Origin of the sequence: Klebsiella sp. B345, assembly GCF_051131735.1 — a bacterium.
In the GTDB taxonomy this organism is placed as follows: Bacteria; Pseudomonadota; Gammaproteobacteria; order Enterobacterales; family Enterobacteriaceae; genus Klebsiella.
The window spans coordinates 1,163,605-1,185,817 of the sequence record NZ_CP180443.1 but is presented as its reverse complement, the minus strand read 5'-3'; the positions used below and the strand labels follow the sequence as shown (position 1 = coordinate 1,185,817).

Sequence of the window (22,213 nt, the reverse complement as noted above, 5' to 3'; positions counted from 1 at the left end):
ATTTCCCCAGGCGATAATTGCCCGTTCCCACATTTCTTACAATCATAATAGCCCATTGGTTTAGTCTGTGTTTAACCGGCAATGATTCAGAATATCGCCACATGGATGATCGTCCGCACCAGAATGCCGACAATGGCGCCAGGGGCGGCAAAACGGAACAGGCGAACAAAGCGCGAGCTGATCCCCAGATAGATGCCAATACCCGGTAGGTCAAACGACTGGACCAGTAGCCCGGCGGAGGCATTGAGCTGGCTGACGGTGACTTTCCCTTGCTGAATTAATTCAGAAACGACCCCGAAATAGGCGGTGCCGCCGGCGACGCATTTCACCAGGGTTGGCAGGACGAAATTCACTGGAATGTTTAACCACAGCAGGAGCGGCATCAGCAGCTGCTGCAGCAGTTCGATGAGGCCAGCCGCCTTCATGATGCCGACGATGGTTAGCGACAGGATCAGCATGGGGACGGCGCCAAGCGCAAGGCGAATAGCGTCGGAACCGGCGTTGTTAATCACCGCGAGCATCCCCTGGCTGTTCTGCTCGCTATTCGGCAGCGCTTCAGCACGTGGATTCTCGGCGATAGACAGCCGACGACCGGTGATATACCAGGTGGCCGCTGCCGCGCACAGGCCGCCGACCATCGAGATGGCAATCGAGGCGGTCCAGTGCAGGCCAAAAGGGGTCAAAGGATAAAAGACGTTACCCTGTCCCATGGCAAACACCATCGCGAGAGTCGCGGCCATTTGCCGGTCTGAGACGCCGCGTTTATCCATGATCGACAACGTGGCCAGCGGGGCGGCAAAGCTCACGAAATTCATCTGAATCAGTGCGAAAGCGCTCATACCGCTGAGGCCGAAAGGCTTGAGTAACGGCGCGACCCAGCGGACGATAACATCGAGCACGCCGCGCACTTCGAGGTATTTCATGATCATCAGCATCACGACCATGATGGGTAAGAGCGTATAAAGTGCGACATCAACGGAAGATTTACCCGCCGACATAATGATGCTTATTACATCCATTTATTCTCAATCACCGCATTGCGCAAAGATAATGCGGTTCATCATAATCCGCACAGCAAGGAAATGATAGGTGCTTAACGGTATGCCACATTCCCTACTGGGGTATTATTGCCGTTAAATAAGAAAATCATATTTTAATCATTTTTATTAAATTAAAACTTATCGCTGCTGAGCGTATTATTCGACGGTTACCGTCAGGATAATTCCCATATTATCTTCAGATATCAGCATGCAAGGTGTTTAATTGCTGAATGATGGCGGTGGCAAGACGTTCCGCCGCGCCGGGGGCAAACGGGGAGCTTCTGGCTTCATAAGTGAAACGCTCATAGCTTTTCGCATCCGGCATATATTTAGCCGCGCCATCGACCATGGTGGAGATAAGCGTGTGGCGAAAAGGCGAATGTTTGCGGATGTAGGCTGCAGTGATGGCTGAAAGTTCCGGTTGCAATCCTATCCAGATACTCTCTCCCATCTGCACCAGCGTGACCGGAACCTGGGTATTTCCCGCTGGTTGGTAATGAAACGTTGTTACCGGTCCCTTCGGTGCGTTCTCAGGGGTGAAATGAAGAGCCGGAACCGTTATATGCTGGCGCATTATTTGTAATCTGGCTGGTGTTGATGGGACGATCGTTGCCATAACTTTCACGACTTCTTCCCCAAGACGGGCACCGAGCTGATGCAACATTTTATAGGCATCAATATGTTGAGCGTTATGCGACACGCTGCCGTTGTCATTCACGACGGTTTGAATAGCCTGAAAGATCGGCGCCTGATCGCCTGCGGCGCCCACCAGGAAGAGCGCTACCGGGTTAGCGGGAGTATGCTCCTCGATATAACGCGCGGCCGAGCCTGCCAGGTCGGCAGAAATAAGTTTACCCTGTGACGATGGTTGAAAACCCTCTGTGACAGAGGACTGTACGGCATAATTAAACAGCACAGCCAGCGGTTGGCCATGTCGGTCATCAATTCTGATGACGCCCACAAAGGGATCGGTGAAGCCATCACTATTCCTGCCAGTCCACCAACCGTTTTTACCGGGCTGGTCGCGGTTGATATTGACCTTACAGACTCCGGAACCACAGCCGAGACGAGCCGGCTGCATACGTGTCATCGCCTGCTCAGTAGCCGTTAATAGCGCCGTTTTAAAGCGGTTAACCATTTCCTGATTCTGCGCGATGCTGGTACCCGGTGGGATATGCGCTTGTGGGAAAATGTGCGGAACAGAAAAGGTATGGCTGGCACAAATGACAATGTTGTCCGCCGGGACGTGGGTTGTCTCCTGAATAACAGCCTTCATCTTGGCGATCATCTCTTCCGATAGGGAAGTCAGTTCGACGACGACGATGCATAATCGGCTTGGGGCTCGTTCCAACAACAGCACACGTACTCCAGGCAGGTCATGCTGGCCGGAAAAACCGTCGACCGGCCAGTTCATACCGTCAAAGGTGACCCACGCTTTGCCTGATCCGGCATGGAATTCAGGCATAATGCGACTGCCTGGGCTCGTCTGAGCCAAGAAAACTGCCGCCGTTGCGCCCAGCGCAGAGAATAAAAATGCCCGTCGAGTCTGCATACGAATTACCTGATTTTTACTGCCAGCTCAGTTCCGCGCTTAATTGGCAGCGTGATTGAAATAAAGCCGTTCTGCGGGTCACGGATCCAGGCGAGGAAATCGGGTTCGGCGTTGTCATTCAGGACGTAGCCGCCGATGCGTAACTGCGGGGCAACGACCTCTATCACCTGGCGCGCCAGCGTTGGTCCATCTGCCAGCGGCCATCCATCAATCAGTACGAAATCAACCGGCCCGCCAACATCCTTCAGCGTCTCCCGTGCATCACCGATGCGGATATCGACATAGTCGGCTAGCCCGGCATCGGTCAGATTGCGGCGTGCGGTTTGTGCCTTGGCGGCAACCAGCTCAGCGCCAATCACCTGGCCGCCGCCGTTGTCCCGCATGGCGGCGGCAAAATAGATGGCTGACATCCCAATTGACGTGGCAAAATCGACGACTCGCGTGGCGTTCATTGCACGGCACAGCAGATAAATCAGGTCGCCCTGTTCTGGATGAATGGAAAAACCGTAATCGGCAAATTTTTCAGGATCATGAGAAAAGGGGCCGCTAAACGCTTCGGCTGAAGGGCGTTTACGTTCCGCATTCATCCGCTCAAGTACCTTGAGTATCTGCGGGTCGCGAACAGGAGAGGGCGCGGTAGTTGGTTGGGTCATGATTATCCTTGCGGCGGTCCGCATTGAGTGGAATCGGCATCACGCGGTTACCGGCGTGGTACTCGGAATACGCGAATCATCTTTATCTATAATATGGTACCAGTCAAGTACCTTAAAGTTATCCATTGTGACGCTTAAAAAGGAGGCCTGATGAGCAAAGCAGACAATACCCTGACCGCCAGGCGGGGGAGGCCACGGGTCGTCGAGTATGAAGACCGGCGAAAGGCAATTGTTCAGGGAGCTTATAGCGCCTTTCTTGAGCTGGGATTCTCGAAGACCACCACGGCCGAAGTGGCCTCTCGTGCCAGAGTATCCAAGCGTGCGATCTATGAAGTTTTCACAAACAAGATGGCGCTTTTTGCCACGGTTATCAAAGAACATCGCTACCTTTTCATGGATCTCCCTCGTCCGGAAGATGAAGATGTGTCGCTTGAGGAAACGTTGTTTCGCATTTTCCGCCTTGATATCAGCGAGGATGAAGCGCTGGAAAGAGAGGCTATTCTTAAACTGATGACGCGGGAATCGGTTTTTTTTCCTGAACTGTCTGATTATCTCTATGAAAGCAAAGCAATACACTCACGTGAATTGTTGATGGAATGGCTGGAGTTGCAGCATGAAAAAGGCCGACTCACTGTGGAAGATAGCGGTGTTTGTGCGGGTATGCTGATGGATATCGTGTTTGGCGCCATGATTCCACGCCGGTGGGTATCAGAAACGGAAGGTCAGTCGACACTGGATAGCCAAGGGCGGAAGTATCAGTTGGAGATGATTAAAAAAAGGATTGGCTTGGTTTTGCGTGGTATCAATCCGGCCGCCTAATCAGCAGGCTCAGACAGAAAGCCTGAGCCTGTAACCTCACGACATACCGTGAGCACCGAGTGATACTTTGCACTATCGATGTTGCTGGAATAGCCATTCTCGTATCGGTTCAATGGTGTACGCGATACGCCAGGTATTGCGGTGGCCGCTGGCACCTTGCGTTGATTGACCGGGTGGGATCACGGTGCCTTTGCGGAAAGTGACGTAGTTGATTGGATTGCCTTCGGCCACAATCCGGTCAAAGGCAGCACGGAATGCTTGAGCAGACCAGGTGCCGTCCCAGGTTGCCCGGCTGATTTTAGCCCCCTCTTTTTCCAGCGTGGCGGTGATGGCATTTTGCCCGGGCCACGCTTTGTCATCATCCTGTGACACCAGAATCCACAGTTTTTGCTGGGCCAGTGGTTTCACCAGCGTTGGATCCCACTGTCCGGCAACCAAAAAAGAGGCGGCGAAAAGGTCAGGATATTTGATATTCATAGCGATCGACATCATGCAACCGCCGGACTGTCCGGTAGCATACAAACGTTTCTGATCAATATTATACTGCGCCGAAATCGCGTGGATAAGATCGATCGTGGTGTCCAGCATACTGGAAGTACGGGAATGGTCATCAGCAATAATTTCGTCATATTGCGGTGCCAGAACCAAGCAGGGACGGCTGGCTTGATCTTGCGGGCTGGCCCAAACCACCGCCCCTAATCCTTGATACAGCGTGGTGTGCGTGACATCACTGGTCGCGCCAGCATCATGCATAAACAGCACCAGCGGCCAGGATTGGTTTTTGTCATAACCTTTCGGTACGAACAGGTTATAGCGCAATGTTTTCCCTGTTTTAGGGTCATGAAACACCAGCGGCGTAAAATCATCAACAATGGGGTTCAGGACCGCGGTGGTCTTCAGCGCTGACTGGCTGGCTGGAAGGGTATGCCCATCGCTTGTCAGCAAGGCACCAGATTGCACTATGCTGGCATCCGGGCGGCGGTATCGCGTGTCATAGGGCGGGACATCACCGGCATTACCTGGGCCACCGCCTGTAGAAGGTTGTGTTTGTTTCGCGTTTGCCGGCTGCACTTTTTCAGCCAGTAAGGCGTCAGGGTCCGTTGGTGAGAGTGTGACAATAACAAAACGGCCCATTGCTGACTTATCTGTGGGGTTCGCCGATGTGCTGGTAAAAGCGCCAATCACGGTCCGGCCGCTAACGCGAAAGCTGCTGGCATTAAGTCGATCGCTCTGTAGTTGCGTATCGTATTCCACGGCAACGGCGGCCAGGCGGATGCCCTCCCCGGAAACCTCGGTGACGGCGATGGCGTTTTTGGCGTGGGGGATCGCGGCTTTTGCGAAACCGGGGACGCTGATAGCCAAAAGCGACCCTGCGCTGATGATCAAAAACTCCCGACGTGACGGCATATTATTTTCCTCGCTATTTCGAATAGTTTTCTGCTCTGTAAGTGTCATGTGCCTCAGACGGGTGCTTTCGACACCGTTATGTCAGGCATCAACGCGATGCGCTCTACATCAGGTGATTTTTACATATGGTACTATTAAAGTACCGTATTTTGCCTGAGAGAGGATGTCAATCGCAAGAGGCTTTTATGCCGAGAAAACCAGCCGGCAAGTGCTCAAATTCAGTTCAGGGTTTCAGCGGGGGCAGAAGGAATTTTAAGACGTAGAAAAGCAAAAAGCCTGCTTAAGTTTCCTTAAGCAGGCTTCTCAAATATGGCTCCTCTGACTGGACTCGAACCAGTGACATACGGATTAACAGTCCGCCGTTCTACCGACTGAACTACAGAGGAATCGTGTGAACGGGGCGCATATTAACGGCGACGGATGGCCTTGTCAAAGTCTGATTCATCAAAATGTGTTTGATTGCTGACAATTTCAGCGACTGGTCGCTTTTACGCTTTTTATCGACATTGTGCACCATGGTAGTGCACATATACCCCCAATGGGGCATAGCCTAAACTGCTTACCGGGCAAAAAATTCGTCCGTTGCTATCAGAATCGCTTATTACGCCGCGAATAGCGGCCTTTGCATCGATTTGTAAAAACTGGCAAGCAAATTGCAAAACCTTCTGTATCTCAATAGCCAGCGTTGGTACTGGCTTTCCTTACAGGAGGCAAAATGAACTTAAGACGACTGAAGTATTTTGTGAAAATCGTCGATATCGGTAGCCTGACCCAGGCCGCTGAAGTCTTGCATATCGCACAACCGGCGTTGAGCCAGCAAGTGGCGACCCTGGAAGGCGAACTGGACCAGCAACTGCTGATTCGCACAAAACGCGGCGTGACGCCGACCGAAGCCGGGAAGATTCTTTATACCCATGCCCGGACTATCTTGCGCCAGTGCGAGCAGGCCCAACTGGCGGTCAACAATGTTGGCCATACGTTGAGCGGGCAGGTTTCTATTGGCCTGGCGCCGGGCACTGCGGCTTCCGCCATTACGATGCCTCTGCTGCAGACGGTGCGTAACGAGCTCCCTGAAGTGATGGTCTATCTGCAGGAGAGCAGTGGCACCATCCTCAACGATAAATTGCTCGGCGGGCAGCTGGATATGGCGGTGCTGTATGAGCGTTCACCGGTGGCCGGGATCGTCAGCCAGCCTTTGCTGAAAGAAGACTTGTACCTGGTTGGAACCCGTGATTGCCCTGGGCAAAGCGTCGACCTGACCGCAGTAGCAGAGATGAATCTGTTCCTGCCGCGTGATTACAGCGCGGTGCGCGCACGGGTTGCTGAAGCGTTTACCCTGCGCCGACTGTCGGCGAAGATCATTGGTGAAATTGAATCCATCACTACCTTAACGGCGGCGATCGCCAGCGGGATGGGCGTCACCGTTCTGCCGGAATCCGCCGCTCGCTCATTGTGCCAGGCAGCAAATGGTTGGATGGCGCGGATCAGTACACCATCGATGAGCCTGTCGCTGTCCCTGAACATGTCTGCTAAGGGAAGCTTGTCGCCGCAGGCGCAGGCGGTAAAAGAAATCTTACTCTCTCTGGTCAGCCGACCTTCGCTGGAGAACCGTGAATTACTGCTGGTGAGTTAATCTATATTCCGTAATGGAATAAGTTGCTGGTTTTTATTATTTGTTAGCAAGGACAACAGACTTTAACAATAGCGTATACGTTATGTCTGATAGCCCGGAGGAAAGGGTGAATTTCCAGCAGCTTAAAATCATTCGTGAGGCGGCCCGTCAGGATTACAACCTGACGGAAGTCGCAAATATGTTATATACCTCGCAATCGGGCGTCAGTCGCCATATTCGTGAACTGGAAGAAGAGCTCGGAATTGAGATTTTCATCCGGCGCGGTAAGCGTTTACTGGGAATGACCGAGCCGGGTAAAGCCTTATTAACCATTGCGGAGCGTATCCTCAATGAAGCCGGTAACGTCCGTCGGCTCGCCGACCTGTTTACCAATGATGCTTCCGGTGTCTTAACCATTGCCACCACCCACACTCAGGCACGCTACAGCCTGCCTCCGGTCATTAAAGCTTTCCGCGAACTGTTTTCCGATGTCCGACTGGAGCTTATCCAGGGGACGCCTCAGGAAATCGAAGCGTTGTTGCATAACGGCGGCGCTGATATTGGCATTGCCAGTGAGCGTTTGAGTAACGATCCTACGCTGGTGGCTTTTCCGTGGTTCCGCTGGCACCACAGCCTGCTGGTCCCTAAAGAGCATCCACTGATTCAGGTCTCGCCCTTAACGCTGGAGGCCATTTCCCGCTGGCCGCTGATTACCTACCGGCAGGGCATCACCGGGCGTTCACGTATTGATGAAGCCTTCAACCGTAAAGGGTTGATGCCGGATATCGTCCTGAGCGCCCAGGATTCTGATGTGATTAAAACCTATGTCGAGCTGGGGCTGGGGGTCGGGCTGGTGGCGGAGCAATCCGGAGATGCTCGGGAATCGGACACCTTGACCCGCCTCGAAACCCGGCACCTGTTCGATGCCAATACCGTCTGGTTAGGCTTAAAACGCGGGCAGTTACAGCGCAATTATGTCTGGCGCTTTATCGAACTGTGCAACGCCGGCTTGTCGCTGGATGAAATCAAGCGACAGGCGATGGAGCCGGAAGAGGCGGCAATTGATTACCAGATATGATTAATTCATCACCGGGGTAGATAATAGGGGGCGCATCTATCCACGCGGAGAGGATATAAAAGCTATAATTCACGCACAGTTGTCGCTATTGAGGAAAGGGAAATGATGCGGCGTGTGAATTGGTTTTGCTCTCTTTTAGTGTTCCTCTCAAGCCAGAGTGTGCTGGCCGTGAGTTATCCGTTACCGCCGGAAGGAAGCCGTCTGGTCGGTATGCCGCTGACGATTACCGTTCCGGACCATAATACCCAGCCGTTGGAAGCCTTTGCCGCGCAATATGGGCAAGGGCTCAGCAATATGCTGGAAGCCAACCCCGGCGTTGATGTCTATTTACCGAAATCAGGTACGACCCTGGTGGTGCCGCAGCAGCTGATCTTACCAGACACGGTGCGCGAGGGTATTGTGGTAAACGTTGCCGAAATGCGCCTCTATTACTACCCGCCTGAGGGTACCACGGTTGAGGTGTTGCCGATTGGCATCGGCCAGGCGGGGCGTGAAACGCCGCGTAACTGGGTCACTACGGTAGAACGTAAGCAGGAAGCGCCTACCTGGACACCAACCGCGAATACCCGCCGTGAATACGCCAGCCGGGGTGAAACCCTGCCGGCGTTTGTCCCTGCCGGACCGGATAACCCGATGGGGCTGTATGCTATTTATATCGGAAGGCTATATGCCATTCATGGCACCAATGCCAACTTCGGGATCGGCTTGCGCGTCAGTCAGGGATGCATTCGTCTGCGCAACGACGATATCAAATATCTGTTCGACAACGTACCGGTGGGGACCCGCGTCCAGATTATCGATCGGCCTGTGAAATATACCCTCGAACCGGACGGCAGTCGCTGGGTTGAAGTCCATGAACCGCTCTCGCGCAACCGTGCTGAATATGAATCTGACCGCAAAGTTCCTTTGCCGATGACCACGGGGATCCAGTCATTTGTCAAAGGAGAGGGGGTGAATGCCAGCCTGGCCACCCAGGCGCTTGAGCGACGTTCCGGCATGCCTGTTAATATCAGTGGGGCGGGAACGGTTAATCAGTTCGGCAGTTGACCGTCGGTAGTGAGACTTGCCAGCACCGCGTCATGCCGGAAGCCGGGGCATGACGTGGCCTGCTATATTTTGTCTGACCAGATGACTAAGCCAATCCCCGATAAAATAATCAATGTTGAAATGACTATCTGGCGATCCAGCGCCTCATTCATAAACAGAACCCCGCCAAGCGCGGCCAGGCAGGGAACGCTTAACTGAATAGTGCTGGCGGTGGATGACGATAGTTTCGGCAGTAAGGTATACCAGAGCAGATAGGCGCCTGCAGAGGTGATGGCACCGGCGACGATCCCCAGCAGCAGTCCCATCGCATTCAGTTGCAGCGCATGAAAATGCACGGCGACGGCCACTACAGCAATAGGGACGGAGAGGATAAAGTTGCCTGCGGTGGCCGAGGCGGCGCTGGTTGCCGCTCTTCCGGTAATGCAGTATGCCGCCCAGGCAACACCGGACAGGATCATCATGACGGCCGCAAATGCGGGCGGAGGTGTGGCGCCAGGCAGGAGTAAAATGCCTATGCCTGACAGTGCTGCCAGGATACCGATGACTTTCCAGCGGGTGATTTTCTCGCCATGCAACATTCCCCAACCGGTCATAACCAACTGGACCGTACCAAATAAAAGCAGCGCGCCGGTCGCCGCGTTTAACGACACATAGGCGAGAGAAAAGGCGAACACGTAGCCAGACAATAACAGCGCGTTGAGCGGGTTGTATTCAATTTTGTGGTGACCGCGACGAAGGCCAATAAACAGGTACAGAGCCAATGCGCCACCGATCAAGCGGATGCTGCCAAATGAGATCTCGTCGATATAGCCGCCGGTTATTGCCACTCTGCAGATCACCGAATTTGCGGCAAAGGCGATCATCGTCAGCAGGATTTTTAATAACATAGCTCGGTCTCCGGGGCCTGGTATCTGACGACGCGCAATGTGGTGGGGATGATCATTCAACCATTGTGACGGATTGTTATCGCCGACAAAACAGAAAAGGGGAGCCATCGCTCCCCTTATCCGTCAGTCAGGCCTGACGACCGGCCATAACGCCGCCGTCAATATCCCAGATGGCGCCCGTGACCCAGCCGGTATTGTCGGACAGCAGGAACGCCACGGTTTCGGCAATGTCGACCGGCGAGCCAACGCGGCCGATCGGATGGAAACTGTCAAAGCTGTTCATGACCTCTTTAACCTCATCTTTCGGGATAAAACCTTCGTAAATCGGCGTATGAACAACCGCAGGGGCGACGGCATTAACGCGGATGCCTTTCGCACCCAGCTCGATAGCCAGATTTTTGGTCAGCGCATGCAGACCGGCTTTTGCCATCGAATAAGCAGAGGACGGAGTGGCGCCGATCGCCTGATGTGCCCACATTGAGCCGATATTAACAATCGATCCTTTGATCCCTGCCGCGACCATATTACGCACCACGTCACGGGTGATGAAGAACGTTGCACGGTTAATATTCATATACATATCATAGTCAGCCGTCTCGTGTTCGGTAAAGGCTTTCGGGAAGAAGACTCCTGCGGCATTCACCAGCAGGCTGATATCCTGGTGCTCAGCATTGATGATATCGGTAGCATGCTGCATCCCTTGTGCGGTCATCAGGTCGGCAATAATGATGGACACCTGGCCATGGGCAGATAAAACCTGGCACGCTTCTTCTGCTTTATCCTGACGGTTGCCTACCAGCACCGCACTGCCGCCGTTTTTCAGAACGTATTTTGCTGTTTCAAAGCCCATGCCGCTGGTGCCGCCGACCACTAACAATTTTTTACCTGCAAATGATGTTGTCATCATAACCTCTGTACTGGTTTCTCTGTGATGTGAAGGCGGCCGATGGCTCTCCTTTCTGTGGCGGCATATTCACACTTTCATATTCGGCTGGCGAATCAGAAGATATTTAATGGCGAGATAGAAAATCTATTTCATGCTGCTGGTTCTGTGCCAGAATAGAGGAAACCCTTATCGTGGATAACCATCATGCGTTCGCTCAACCGGCTTAAATGGTTACATGCCTTCGAGGCAACGGCACGTCACGGTAGTTTTACCGGGGCAGCTGAAGAGCTGGGCGTCACGCCTGCCGCGGTCGGGCAGCTCGTCAGATCGCTGGAGGAGTGGGTAGGTTATCCGCTGCTTCATCGGCTGCGTAGCGGCAAGGAGAGGCTGACATTGGTCAGTGAGGCGCAGGAAGCCTTAAAGGATATCAGTGAGGGACTGGATAGTCTGGAGCGCGGTCTGAATAAACTGAGAGGAAGAAAATCTCGTTCAGTTATCGTGCTTACTGCTTCCCAGGTACTGATGATGAACTGGTTGATGGAGCGCCTGAATCGCTTTTCAGAACAGCATGAGAACATTGATATCCGGCTTGATGTCACCGAGAAACTCATGGATGTGGTGCATGGCGAAGCCGATATGGGTATTCGTTGTGGCCCGGGAGACTGGGCCGGGTTAAGCAAAACGTGGCTCATGGATGAAGATGTGGTGATGGTCTGCAGCCCGGTGCTGCTGCCTGATATCAAAGACGGCACGCCGGCATGGTTGTCAGAGCAAAAGCTGATCCATGATGATACGCCACATCCGGGCGCCCATTTTCCCGCCTGGGACACCGTGCTGGCAAAGGTCGGTGCGCCGCCAGCCAGTATCAGCGGTCTGCATATTAACTCGACTTCCGCCGTTATACTGTCTGCCCTGAGTGGACGAGGGGTGGCGCTGGTCCGCCGGGCTCTGGTACAGCAGGCGATCGATAACCATCAGTTGCGCGTGCTGTTTAGCGATGTTAGCTGGCCGCTCACCTGGTCCTATTATCTGGTGATGTCTGAACATTCGCAGATGCGACCTGAAGTGAAAATCCTCCACGACTGGTTAATCCACGATGTGAAAGCAGAGCAGTGACCGATGCGCTTTTCACCATGGCTTCCCATCCCTTCGATTGATATGAAGTACTGTTGCAGCCTGCCAGACGCCAAGGCAGCAAACTCAAAACAACAAAAAGCCCGCTTAAGTTTCCTTAAGCGGGCTTCTCTAAATATGGCTCCTCTGACTGGGAGCGCCTTTGCCAGTAACTGGCTGATAATTAAGCTAAGCCTGAATCCACTTTCTGTCAAGACCACCAGAATGACACCAATAAGTTTTGCTAGGAAAATTATATTTTATATTAATGGATTCTTCCCTGTAGAGAATTTAAAGGGTTTTATTCTGTTTTTTTTGTTTAACTTGGAGTTAATTTCTTTTGTCTGGGAGGTTAGTGTTTTTCTGTCAATAATAAAGCTATCTTAACAGTAAGGGGCGCTCCATAGGAAACAGATCAAAGCCTGTAACTCATTCATCAGAATGGAAGCTACTGTGGATACTACTCCATCTACCTTAATTCCAAAAATATCGATTAGAATTGTCCTGAAAAAATGGCTAAGATGGTAGAATTCTGACGTTGAATACCTTCGTTACACTATAGATTGGGTATGCAATGATGATGTTATGGAACCTACGGAATCCTAGCCATGAATGATAACGAAGATTCACTGTTTAAGAATAATAGTCTTTCTCTTCAGCAAAAACTAGAGCGAGCTCGTACAGAGCTTCTTGACTTATCTGCGCGCAATAAACTCCTCAATATTCCTCGCTCTAAAACAACCAAACTCTTAGAAATTATCGATGAGAGGTCTACTGAGATTTATCGTTTACTGGTTAAAGAAGGAAAAGTATTTACTTTTCTACCGGGACGGATGGGCAAGAAGGGGGAGCTAATTGATGATGAGGGTATTGTATCGGAATCGGATGATGCTCTTGTTGATGATCGGCTGCTTGTTTTTGATGATGATGTTGATCCAAAAGCAATCAGTGCTGAGCATCAGGATACAAAACTACAAACAAGGCTAACTCCGCAAGGTTTGCAAAAGAGACTGTTGGATCTTTACCACGATTCTAAAACGTTAGAAGAAGAACAGGGTGTAAACATACTTTATCTGACGCTCGGAACCTTAAAATGGATTGATCCCAATAATAAAGAAAATGTTAGATATGCTCCTTTAATCTTGATCCCCGTGTCTCTTGAACGTGGAACTGCTGGTGAGAGGTTTAAACTACGGGCAAGGCAGGATGAGATTATTGAAAACCTTTCTCTGGAGGCATATCTACAGCGAACACATGAGATTTTATTGCCTAAGATCAACACCGATGAGGAGCTAGATCTTTCTGGGTATATCGATGAAGTTGCTCAGGCTGTGCAGACAAAGCCTGACTGGAGCGCTCAAGAAAACGATATTACTTTGGGGTTCTTTTCCTTCGCTAAGTTCCTCATGTACCGGGATTTAGATCCAGAAAACTGGCCAGAGAATGACAATATCACAGAACAACCTCTTATCCAGTCGCTTATGGTTGATGGGTTTAATGAGAGGGATGAAAGGATTTCAGATGATGCACCTATAGATCCTTTTATTTCGCCGAGGGATATGCTCCATATCATGGATAGCGATACTTCTCAAACACTTGCTATCCATGATGTACGGAAAGGAAAAAACCTTATTATTCAAGGTCCTCCTGGGACAGGGAAATCTCAGACGATTGCAAATGTCATTGCTTCTGCAGTGGCGGATGGCAAAACGGTCTTATTTGTCGCAGAAAAAATGGCTGCTCTTGAAGTGGTGAAACGTCGCCTTGACCATGCGGGTGTGGGCGACGCCTGTTTAGAGTTGCATAGTAATAAGACGAATAAAAGGGTCTTCCTGGAGGAATTGAAAAGGGTCTGGGAGCTGGGATCTCCTAGAGGGGAGTTTCCAGACACACTGGTAGGAGACCTAACGGAGGCGAGGGATAAACTTAACGAGCATCCGGCAAGGCTGCACAAGATATATCATCCTTCAACTTTCTCTCCCTATCAGGTCATGGGGCATCTTGTTCGATTACGTCAGTTAGGCCAGGCTCCGACCGATTTTCATCTCGGAGAATTTGAACATTGGAATGCCAGCGATCTTGAGAAACGTCTTGAGCTTGTGAAAGAGATTGTTGATCGCATCCGAGATATTGGTTTGCCCGCTCAGCATCCGTGGAGTGGTGTTGGTCTTGAGCAGATATTACCTATAGATGTAGAAAAATTACTTCCACGTCTGCAAGAACTTGAAAGAGATGTTGTACGTCTTAAAAAAGTTATTGCAAATCTGTCTGCTGAGCTTTCTGTTACACCCGTACCGGAAACATTCTCTTCAATTTATAAATTAGTTGAGGTTGCAGAATGTATCAATAAAGCACCAGACCTGTCAGCAGAAGCCTTTATTTCTGCAGTTTGGCATGATAATGCGCCTGCAATCAAACGACTTATTGTGGTGGGTAAGCAGTATCAGCAAGCTCGCTTAGATCTTGAGATAGATGTAGTAGCTGAAGAAATTGAAACTCCAGTTACCGAACTAGAAGATGCGCTGGCAAGGCTTCCTCGTGATTTTCAGGTTAATGGTTTTTCCGCAGCTTGTTCTCTGGTGAAACCTTTATCTAAGTTGCGTCTTGATGCTGCTCGTTTACATGAAGAACTCGGTACTCAGGAAGGGTATTACACCGTTCAGGAAATAGAACGTCTCATTACTTTGGGGGAAAGAATTGCTGCTGCCCCTAATGCTAGTCCCGACGCCTTTATTGCATCAGTTTGGGATCATGGTATTGAGAAAGCTGCTGAACTGGTTGAGTCAATTGCCTCCTTCAGAACCGTTAGTGAAGCTCTTGATTCCCAAATTAATGAGATAGCCTGGAATACGGATGTTCAGGAGGCCAGGAATCTTCTGGCTAGCCATACTGGTATTTTCCGATACCTCGATGGAAACTGGCGAAAAGCGAGGGGACTTGTTGGTTCTTTACTGCGAGATCGTTCGTTGCCCGTTGAGCAGCAGATCTTATTGTTGGACAAGTTGATTAAGGCGCAGGCAGAGAGGAAAATAATTCAGGAAGGCAATGATTTTGGTCATTCTGCCTTCGGTAGCGATTGGCGTGGGGAAAGAAGTGACAGCTCTTCTTTAATGGCATTAGTTGAATGGATGAGAACGCTCCGTGGTGTAGGCGCTGAGGCTCGGCTGTTGGCCAGCCGACTTATCGACCGCGAGGGTGTGAAGCTTCGTGCGCAACAACTAAGCCAGTTACTGCAGCAGGTTCGGACCCAGTTAGACATCTTATGGAGCGCGTTCGGTTTTTCACCTGAGGAATATTTTTCCAATCAGGTATCTATCACCCGCGTCTCATTAGTTTTCATTGAAGAGAAAATCCAAAATCTCATAGCGATTGATGAACAATGCTTTCGTGTAATGGTTAACCCTCCTGTTCGTATTGATGAGCGTAGCCAGCTAATCACCCGAATGGTTGAGTTGCAGAAATTGATTGTAGAAATACGTGCAGAAGTCCCGCTTGCAAAAAGCGCTTTTGACGAACAGTGGAAAGAGTTGTCATCTGATTGGGATTATCTGAGTCAGGCTTGTTCTTGGTTAGAGGAAAACAGTGCGTTACGTTTCGTAGCGGCAAAACTGACAGACAGAGCTGAAACTGCCCATATTGCACGAGAAACTCACCTGTTCAGTCAACAGATAGTCAATGAACTGGAAAAAATCGCGACGGAATTAAAAGGAACTATCGGAACCCTTTTGGGTTCATCATCTGATAAATTAATGATAGTGCTTGTGTGCGAGAAACTTCAAACATGGGCTGAGAATTCAGAACAACTCTCTAAATGGGTTGCGTATCAGCATCGTATTACGCAGGCTCGAAAATATGGATTAACTGAGGTAGTAGAAAAACTCGCTAGTGGAGATCTTTCTCTAGATTCTGCTATTTCTGCCGTAGAGCGGACCTATTTTGAGTCGCTACTCAAAATCATGGCTCTCGAAGAACCCGATTTAGTGCGTTTTGATGGTGAGCTTCATTCTCGTCAGGTTGCAGGATTTGCAGAGCTTGACCTTAAACGTATCAAGGCCGCCAGTCTTGAGGTTGTGCGTGCCCATCATAGACAAATCCCTTCCAGGAGCGGCGGTATTGGTCCAGTGGGAGTTCTGCGTTCGGAAATGGTGAAAAAGAGGGGGCATTTACCAATTCGTCAGTTAATGCTAAAGGCTGGAGTGGCGATTCAAGCGCTCAAGCCGGTCATGATGATGAGCCCGTTATCTGTTGCTCAATTCCTCATCCCGGGAAAACAAAAGTTCGATCTTCTGGTCATGGACGAAGCGAGTCAGATACAACCGGTTGATGCGATTGGTGCAATTGCTCGCTGTAAGCAGGTTGTGGTCGTCGGGGATGAACGCCAACTTCCACCTACGCGATTCTTCGCTAAGATGACAGAATCTGCTGCTAATGATGATGGTGATGAAGTATCTCAGGTTGCTGATATAGAGAGTGTATTGGGCCTGTTTGTTGCTAGGGGATTACCTCAACGTATGTTGCGTTGGCACTATCGCAGCCGTCATCAATCTTTGATTGCTGTATCCAATAGTCAGTTCTATGAGAATAAACTCTTCATCGTGCCGAGTCCGTACACTCAGGAAGCAGGCATGGGTCTGCAATTCCACCACATCCCGGATGGTGTGTTCGAATCAGGCGGTAAGGGAACCAATACGATAGAAGCTAAAGCTGTCGCTAAAGCAATCATGGAGCATGCCCGTAAATATCCGGAACAGTCGCTTGGTGTTGCAACATTTTCTGTTTCCCAGCGTAAGGCTATTCAGGACGAGCTCGAGTTACTACGCCGTCTGAATCCCGATTTAGAAGAGTTCTTTAATGCGCATCCGAGCGAGCCTTTCTTCGTTAAAAACCTTGAGAACGTACAAGGTGATGAGCGTGATATAATTATGATCTCCGTCGGCTATGCCAGAAATACGCAAGGATACATGGCGATGCGTTTTGGTCCCCTGGGGTCAGAGGGAGGGGAAAGAAGGTTGAATGTATTAATCAGCCGAGCCAAACGTCGATGTGAAGTTTTCGCTTCGATCACAGACGAAGATATTGATTTGGAAAGAGCAAAAGGAAAAGGTGTATTTGCCTTTAAACTCTTCCTGCAATATGCCCGTACCGGTCGGATATCGTTAGCTCAACGGACTGAAAGAGAAATGGATAGTGTATTTGAAGAGCAGGTTGCTGATGCGCTTCAGAAAGCTGGTTATCAAGTCCATCCTCAGGTAGGTATTGCTGGATTCTTTATAGATTTAGCTATTGCTGATCCTGATATGCCAGGGCGATACTTGATTGGTATTGAGTGCGATGGCTGTGCTTATCATTCATCACGTTCTGCGCGAGAACGCGATCGCTTGCGTCAGGCTGTACTTGAAGATCATGGGTGGATTATCCATCGTATCTGGAGTACGGATTGGTTCCACCGGCCTGAAGAACAGCTGGAACGAACACTTCATGCTATAGAGTCTGCCAAAAAAGAGCTCTCAGAACGGACTGAACAATTGAAGCAAAGGACTCGTGCGGTACCTATTGAAATCGTGACTGTCGATAGAGGACCTGTAGTCGAGATTGGTCTTGTCGATTCGGATATTGCAAAAGAATCTGAGATTGCCTATCTGGAGGCTACTCCATCCGCTAATATGGGATATGAACTGTATGAAACCCCGTTGGGTATTCTCAGCGAAATTATTGAGCAGATAGTTGAGGTTGAATCTCCTGTTCATGTAAGCGAGGTTATCACCAGGTTACGAACTGCCTGGGGATTACAACGTGCAGGGGCCAGAATTGAGGCCGTTGTGAACAGGGCTGTTAATCTGGTCTGCAACAAAGGTGATATCCTTCAGGATGGACAATTTTTAATACATCAGAAATCAAAGATTGTCTTACGAAACCGACAGAATGTTCAGTCGTTGGGACTACGTAAATCCGAAATGTTGCCACCTCAAGAGATTGCTGTCGGAGTTTCTCAGGTAGTAAAAAATAACCTTGGTGCGACAGAAGAAGAGATAGTTATGTCTATCTCTAGATCTCTTGGGTTTAAAGCAACAAGTGGGACCTTACGTAAAGTTATTTCAGAGGTAATTGAACAACTTCTCTTTAAAGGCATTCTTCTAAAAGAAGACTCTCTGATTATTGAGAGTAAAGAAACAGCTACAGAGTGATTTTCAATATTAGAATAAACTCAAAGTATATTCTTTGAGTTTATCTTTTTATTCTTAATAATAATTCATGGCGGATTTGTAAGTATACTGTAATTGTAAGTATCCCAGCAAAACGAACCATTCATTTTTAGAGATCTTCCGACATACTGATTATATCCTCTGAGGAGATCGCCATGCGTAAAGCCCGATTCACCGAACACCAGATCATTGCCATTCTGAAGCCCGTCGAAGCCGGATGTACCGTTAAGGATGTCTGCCGTGAAGCCAACTATTACGACTGGAAAGCAAAGTTTGGCGGTATGGAAGCGTCTGATATCAAGAGATGAAAGACCTGGAGGATGAAAACCGGCGATTAAAACAGATGTTTGCTGATCTCAGCCTTGAATGCCGGGCACTGAAAGACATTATCGAAAAAAAGCTTTAAAACCAGCGATAAAGCGGGAGCTCGTCAGCTATCTGACGGCACAATTTGCTATGAGCATCCGCCAGGCCTGCAGGACATTATCGCTGAGCTGGACGGTCTATGTTTACCAGCCCGATACCCGGCGCGATGAACCGGTGATCCTGCTGCTGACTGAGCTGGCAGAGCGCTACCCGCGATACGGTTTTAAGAAGTTGTTCCAGTTGCTGCGCAGGCAGGGTAACACCTGGAATCATAAACGCGTTCATCGGATTTATTGCCTGCTGAAACTGAATTTTCGCCGCAAGGGAAAGCAGCGTCTGCCGGTACGTAACCCGGCGCCACTGGTGACGCCTGAGGCACTTAATCAGAGCTGGCCCATAGACTTTATGCATGATGCGCTGGTCTGCGGCAGGCGTTTCCGAACCTTCAATGTGGTGGATGACTTTAACCGCGAAGCCCTCGCAATAGAAATTGATCTGAATATCCCGGCGCAGCGGGTGGTCAGAGTGCTGGACAGGATAGTGGCGAACCGGGGGTATCCGCTGAAACTGAGGATGGACAACGGCCCGGAACTGGTCTCGCTGACACTTGCGCAATGGGCTGAAGAGCATGGTGTGATGCTGGAATTTATCAAGCCGGGTAAGCCGACACAGAACGCGTTTATCGAACGTTTTAACAGGACGTACCGAACAGAAATACTGGATTTTTACCTGTTCAGAACGCTGAATGAAGCACGGGAAATCACGGAACGCTGGCTGAATGAATACAACAGCCAGCGTCCCCATGAATCCCTGAATAACCTGACGCCGGAGGAATACCGGCTGATGGCTGAAAAACCGGAACTCTCAAAAAGTGCGTGGAACTAAAGCTGGGATACTTACAGTGAACCGCTTGGATTAACTAAAAGGTGTAGACCGTGAGAGTCGGAGACTTTGAAGGGTTTTACGGATGGTTTTAAGTTGCGGATTTTTGAGTCGTTAAGAGACATTTGGGGGTCACTCCGTCATCGAACCAACATGACCCCAAATCTGACCACCAAATTCTCCCGATGCGGAGGGTAAACTGAAAATGCATCGGGAGGATTTTTCACGCTAACCTATTGAATCTGAATCATATAGGGATTCACAAGGCAGCATGAAAACAAGAATTTGGCTCCTCTGACTGGACTCGAACCAGTGACATACGGATTAACAGTCCGCCGTTCTACCGACTGAACTACAGAGGAATCGTGTGAACGAGGCGCATACTACTGGCCCGCCAATTTTGTGTCAACACTAAAATTAAGCCACTGATTCAAATGGCTAAATTTAAGTCAAACCGTTGTTTTAGTGCACAACCTGGCTATCATCGCCATCCAGCAGGCCATTTTCACGTAATCGCTGTAACGGATCCTGACGATAGAAATGGCAAAAACGCTGCCACAGCGCCGGGAAGCGCGGAGCAAACAGCTCTGGCGCGCTAAAGAAATATTCTGACAGTACCGCAAAGCATTCGGCAGGGTCGGTTGCCGCATAGGCGTCAATACTGGCGGCGCTTTCACCCACCAGGTCGATCTCATCCTGAATATTATTCATCGCAGCGTGGAGGTCATGCTCCCACCCGGCAACTTCGCGTAGAGGGATCAACGGCACCCCGCTGGCGCGATCGCCATTGCGTGTATCCAGCTTATGCGCGACTTCATGCACGATCAGATTAAAGCCGGAGGCGTCGAAGGAGTCCTGAATATCGAGCCAGTTGAGAACAATCGGCCCCTGTTGCCAGCTCTGCCCGGACTGAACTACCCGTTGGTTATGGACGAGGCCAATGTCATCTTCCCATTCATCATCAACAACAAATGGGGCAGGGTAGATCAGCACCTCGTGGAAACCATCAAGCCATTCAATACCTAACTGAAGTACCGGCAGGCAGAACAGCATCGCAATACGGGCGGTGTGGACCGACTCAAGCTCAAGACCTTGCAGGGGGACCAGGCGTTTTTGTTGTAGAAAACGTGCTGCCAGCTGCACCAGTTCCCGCTGCTCTTGCGCGGAAAGATTGGCTAAAACAGGAATGGCAAGCGCTTGTTCCCATGGTATTTTCGCGTTGCCGGACTCTTCATCTACTTTCCAGGGCCATTTAAACATCATATTGCTCGCAAAGTCGTCACTTGAACGGATTTAAAGAGACAGGAACTATTAAAATGCCAAAGAACCTGGCATTATAGCCACCTCAGCGGAGAGATGCCGGAGCGGCTGAACGGACTAGTCTCGAAAACTAGAGTAGGGGCAACTCTACCGGGGGTTCAAATCCCCCTCTCTCCGCCACTTCTTCCCTTACCTTCCTGATTTAAAAAACATTTAACTCTACGCTTTTGTCCTGCATACCATTCTGTATATCAATAAGTAGCGGCGTTTGCCGGACAGGATCGGGCATTTCCCTCATCTGTATAAGTTATCACTTCGCTATCACCCAAGGTAGCGGTTTGCCAGTATCTCCTTCATTCTGTGAACTTAGTCGTGTGAATCCATCCGTGAAGCATTCATTTAAAAATGTGCCATCGACAGCGAATTTGCCGTAGGTGTTCTCTGAATCACCTCGTGCTTGAACGGGGCTTAAGTCTTTCTTGCCCTTCAACGACCACCGGCAGGCACAGTCATACTCGCGGCATACATATCTATATGATGTTGCCGCGATAACACACTGAAAAGACGCCCAATCGATACTATTTAATCGTGCGTAATGTCTCTGCTGGCAAATACTTCACTAAATGTGAAGCTAGTCATGATATTCAACAGATGACCTACCCAAAAAATGGTTTTTCTGAACAAAGTGTCAACCTCTCTGACGTATAAAACCGTGAGAAATATGATAACTAATTGATTTTTATTTCTTTATATTATTGTGAATTATCAGGATATAAGAAATAATTAGTTATTGATTTAGTGAAGTAACCTTTTGCTACACGCTATTTTACCCAGATGTCTTCTGTTGCACTCTTTTTCTCTCAGGGTAATCCGCTCCCGTCGGGGAGCAACAGACAGAGGACACTATGGCGCATCAAATTGATTCGTTTCCGGAAAGGGTAATGGCGGAAGGTGATGATGGGGTTGAGGTAGCTGTCGCTGCGTATCACCTCAGCGATGCGAATACGCTCAGGAATGACGTGGCTGAAGTACAGTTGGCTGCCCAGCAACTGGTGGCGGCTTTTGCACGTAACGATACGCAGGCGTACTTTGCGTCATTTACCGAAGATGCCACCTTTGTTCTTCATAACCTTGAACTGCCATTACGCTCCCGCCATGCCTGGTACACGCAGTGGACTAGCTGGCAGGCGGAAGGGTTCTCCATCCTCGACTGCGTGTCCAGCAACACACACGTGCAGGTTTGTGGCGAGGTAGCGATCTTCTTTCATGATGTCGACACGCGCATACAGGTCGATGGTCAGCAAAGCCTGCTGACGGAACGAGAAACCATTATTTTCCGCCGCACCTCACAAGGCTGGTTAGCCTGCCACGAACATTTGTCACCCCGTCTCTGAAATCACAAGGATGC

The 22,213-nt window shown here is 50.0% G+C and carries 14 protein-coding genes, 3 tRNA genes and 2 pseudogenes; 9 read left to right on the top strand and 10 right to left on the bottom strand.

Features of this window, described 5'->3' with window-relative positions:
* Positions 1-86 precede the first annotated feature (86 nt).
* The 3 genes from ACMYSO_RS05580 to ACMYSO_RS05570 all read right to left on the bottom strand — a co-directional run bounded on the left by ACMYSO_RS05580 (position 87) and on the right by ACMYSO_RS05570 (position 3,245).
* Positions 87-1,019: a nucleoside recognition domain-containing protein gene (locus ACMYSO_RS05580; protein WP_434669663.1), complete on the bottom strand. Its 933-nt coding sequence runs from the start codon at positions 1,017-1,019 to the stop codon at positions 87-89.
* A gap of 217 nt (positions 1,020-1,236) precedes the next feature.
* Positions 1,237-2,592 carry a hypothetical protein gene (locus tag ACMYSO_RS05575; protein ID WP_434669661.1) on the bottom strand — a complete coding sequence of 452 codons (1,356 nt, stop codon included), beginning with the start codon at positions 2,590-2,592 and terminating at the stop codon, positions 1,237-1,239.
* A 5-nt stretch (positions 2,593-2,597) separates the two neighbouring features.
* Positions 2,598-3,245: an O-methyltransferase gene (locus tag ACMYSO_RS05570; RefSeq protein ID WP_434669659.1), complete on the bottom strand. Its 648-nt coding sequence runs from the start codon at positions 3,243-3,245 to the stop codon at positions 2,598-2,600.
* 150 nt (positions 3,246-3,395) lie between these two features.
* Here ACMYSO_RS05570 and ACMYSO_RS05565 point away from each other — a divergent pair, with 150 nt between their 5' ends.
* Positions 3,396-4,064: a TetR/AcrR family transcriptional regulator gene (locus ACMYSO_RS05565; RefSeq protein WP_434669657.1), complete on the top strand. Its 669-nt coding sequence runs from the start codon at positions 3,396-3,398 to the stop codon at positions 4,062-4,064.
* 72 nt (positions 4,065-4,136) lie between these two features.
* On the opposite strand, the gene ACMYSO_RS05560 is transcribed toward ACMYSO_RS05565, so the two are convergent.
* Together ACMYSO_RS05560 and ACMYSO_RS05555 are read right to left on the bottom strand one after the other, a co-directional pair.
* Entirely contained in the window at positions 4,137-5,471 is a 1,335-nt protein-coding gene (locus ACMYSO_RS05560; protein WP_434669655.1) for a PHB depolymerase family esterase, read from the bottom strand.
* A 310-nt stretch (positions 5,472-5,781) separates the two neighbouring features.
* Positions 5,782-5,857 (bottom strand) — tRNA-Asn (locus tag ACMYSO_RS05555).
* Positions 5,858-6,186: 329 nt separating this feature from the next.
* On the opposite strand from ACMYSO_RS05555, the gene nac reads away from it, so the two are divergent.
* From nac to ldtA, 3 genes are all read left to right on the top strand, one after another.
* Complete coding sequence (nac, locus tag ACMYSO_RS05550) at positions 6,187-7,104, top strand: nitrogen assimilation transcriptional regulator NAC (RefSeq protein ID WP_434669654.1); 918 nt, start codon at positions 6,187-6,189, stop codon at positions 7,102-7,104.
* Positions 7,105-7,210: 106 nt separating this feature from the next.
* The gene (gene cbl / locus ACMYSO_RS05545; RefSeq protein ID WP_123754969.1) at positions 7,211-8,161 is read left to right on the top strand and encodes an HTH-type transcriptional regulator Cbl; all 951 of its coding nucleotides are present in this window, start codon (positions 7,211-7,213) and stop codon (positions 8,159-8,161) included.
* Positions 8,162-8,266: 105 nt separating this feature from the next.
* Positions 8,267-9,208 (top strand): L,D-transpeptidase, encoded by a 942-nt coding sequence (gene ldtA, locus ACMYSO_RS05540; RefSeq protein ID WP_434670746.1) that lies wholly within the window; start codon positions 8,267-8,269, stop codon positions 9,206-9,208.
* Between the two features lie 62 nt (positions 9,209-9,270).
* Here the strand turns inward: ldtA and ACMYSO_RS05535 are convergent, their stop codons facing one another.
* The gene (locus tag ACMYSO_RS05535) at positions 9,271-10,095 is read right to left on the bottom strand and encodes a DMT family transporter (RefSeq protein WP_434669652.1); all 825 of its coding nucleotides are present in this window, start codon (positions 10,093-10,095) and stop codon (positions 9,271-9,273) included.
* A 127-nt stretch (positions 10,096-10,222) separates the two neighbouring features.
* Entirely contained in the window at positions 10,223-10,999 is a 777-nt protein-coding gene (locus ACMYSO_RS05530) for an SDR family NAD(P)-dependent oxidoreductase (protein WP_434670745.1), read from the bottom strand.
* Positions 11,000-11,185: 186 nt separating this feature from the next.
* Here ACMYSO_RS05530 and ACMYSO_RS05525 point away from each other — a divergent pair, with 186 nt between their 5' ends.
* The 3 genes and pseudogenes from ACMYSO_RS05525 to ACMYSO_RS05515 all read left to right on the top strand — a co-directional run bounded on the left by ACMYSO_RS05525 (position 11,186) and on the right by ACMYSO_RS05515 (position 19,548).
* Positions 11,186-12,097, top strand: a complete 912-nt coding sequence (locus tag ACMYSO_RS05525; RefSeq protein ID WP_434669651.1) for a LysR substrate-binding domain-containing protein — start codon at positions 11,186-11,188, stop codon at positions 12,095-12,097.
* 605 nt (positions 12,098-12,702) lie between these two features.
* Entirely contained in the window at positions 12,703-18,279 is a 5,577-nt protein-coding gene (locus tag ACMYSO_RS05520) for a DUF3320 domain-containing protein (protein ID WP_434669649.1), read from the top strand.
* Positions 18,280-18,452: 173 nt separating this feature from the next.
* Positions 18,453-19,548 (top strand): annotated as a pseudogene (locus ACMYSO_RS05515) (IS3 family transposase).
* A 17-nt stretch (positions 19,549-19,565) separates the two neighbouring features.
* On the opposite strand, the pseudogene ACMYSO_RS05510 reads toward ACMYSO_RS05515, so the two are convergent.
* From ACMYSO_RS05510 to mtfA, 3 genes and pseudogenes are all read right to left on the bottom strand, one after another.
* Positions 19,566-19,670: pseudogene (locus ACMYSO_RS05510) on the bottom strand (Arm DNA-binding domain-containing protein); the annotation flags it as partial.
* Positions 19,671-19,831: 161 nt separating this feature from the next.
* Positions 19,832-19,907 (bottom strand) — tRNA-Asn (locus ACMYSO_RS05505).
* 100 nt (positions 19,908-20,007) lie between these two features.
* Complete coding sequence (mtfA, locus tag ACMYSO_RS05500; RefSeq protein WP_434669648.1) at positions 20,008-20,808, bottom strand: DgsA anti-repressor MtfA; 801 nt, start codon at positions 20,806-20,808, stop codon at positions 20,008-20,010.
* 87 nt (positions 20,809-20,895) lie between these two features.
* Here mtfA and ACMYSO_RS05495 point away from each other — a divergent pair.
* Both ACMYSO_RS05495 and ACMYSO_RS05490 read left to right on the top strand, forming a co-directional pair.
* Positions 20,896-20,985: transfer RNA gene (locus ACMYSO_RS05495), tRNA-Ser, on the top strand.
* Positions 20,986-21,710: 725 nt separating this feature from the next.
* Positions 21,711-22,199 (top strand): nuclear transport factor 2 family protein, encoded by a 489-nt coding sequence (locus ACMYSO_RS05490; protein ID WP_434669646.1) that lies wholly within the window; start codon positions 21,711-21,713, stop codon positions 22,197-22,199.
* The last annotated feature ends 14 nt before the right edge of the window (positions 22,200-22,213 follow it).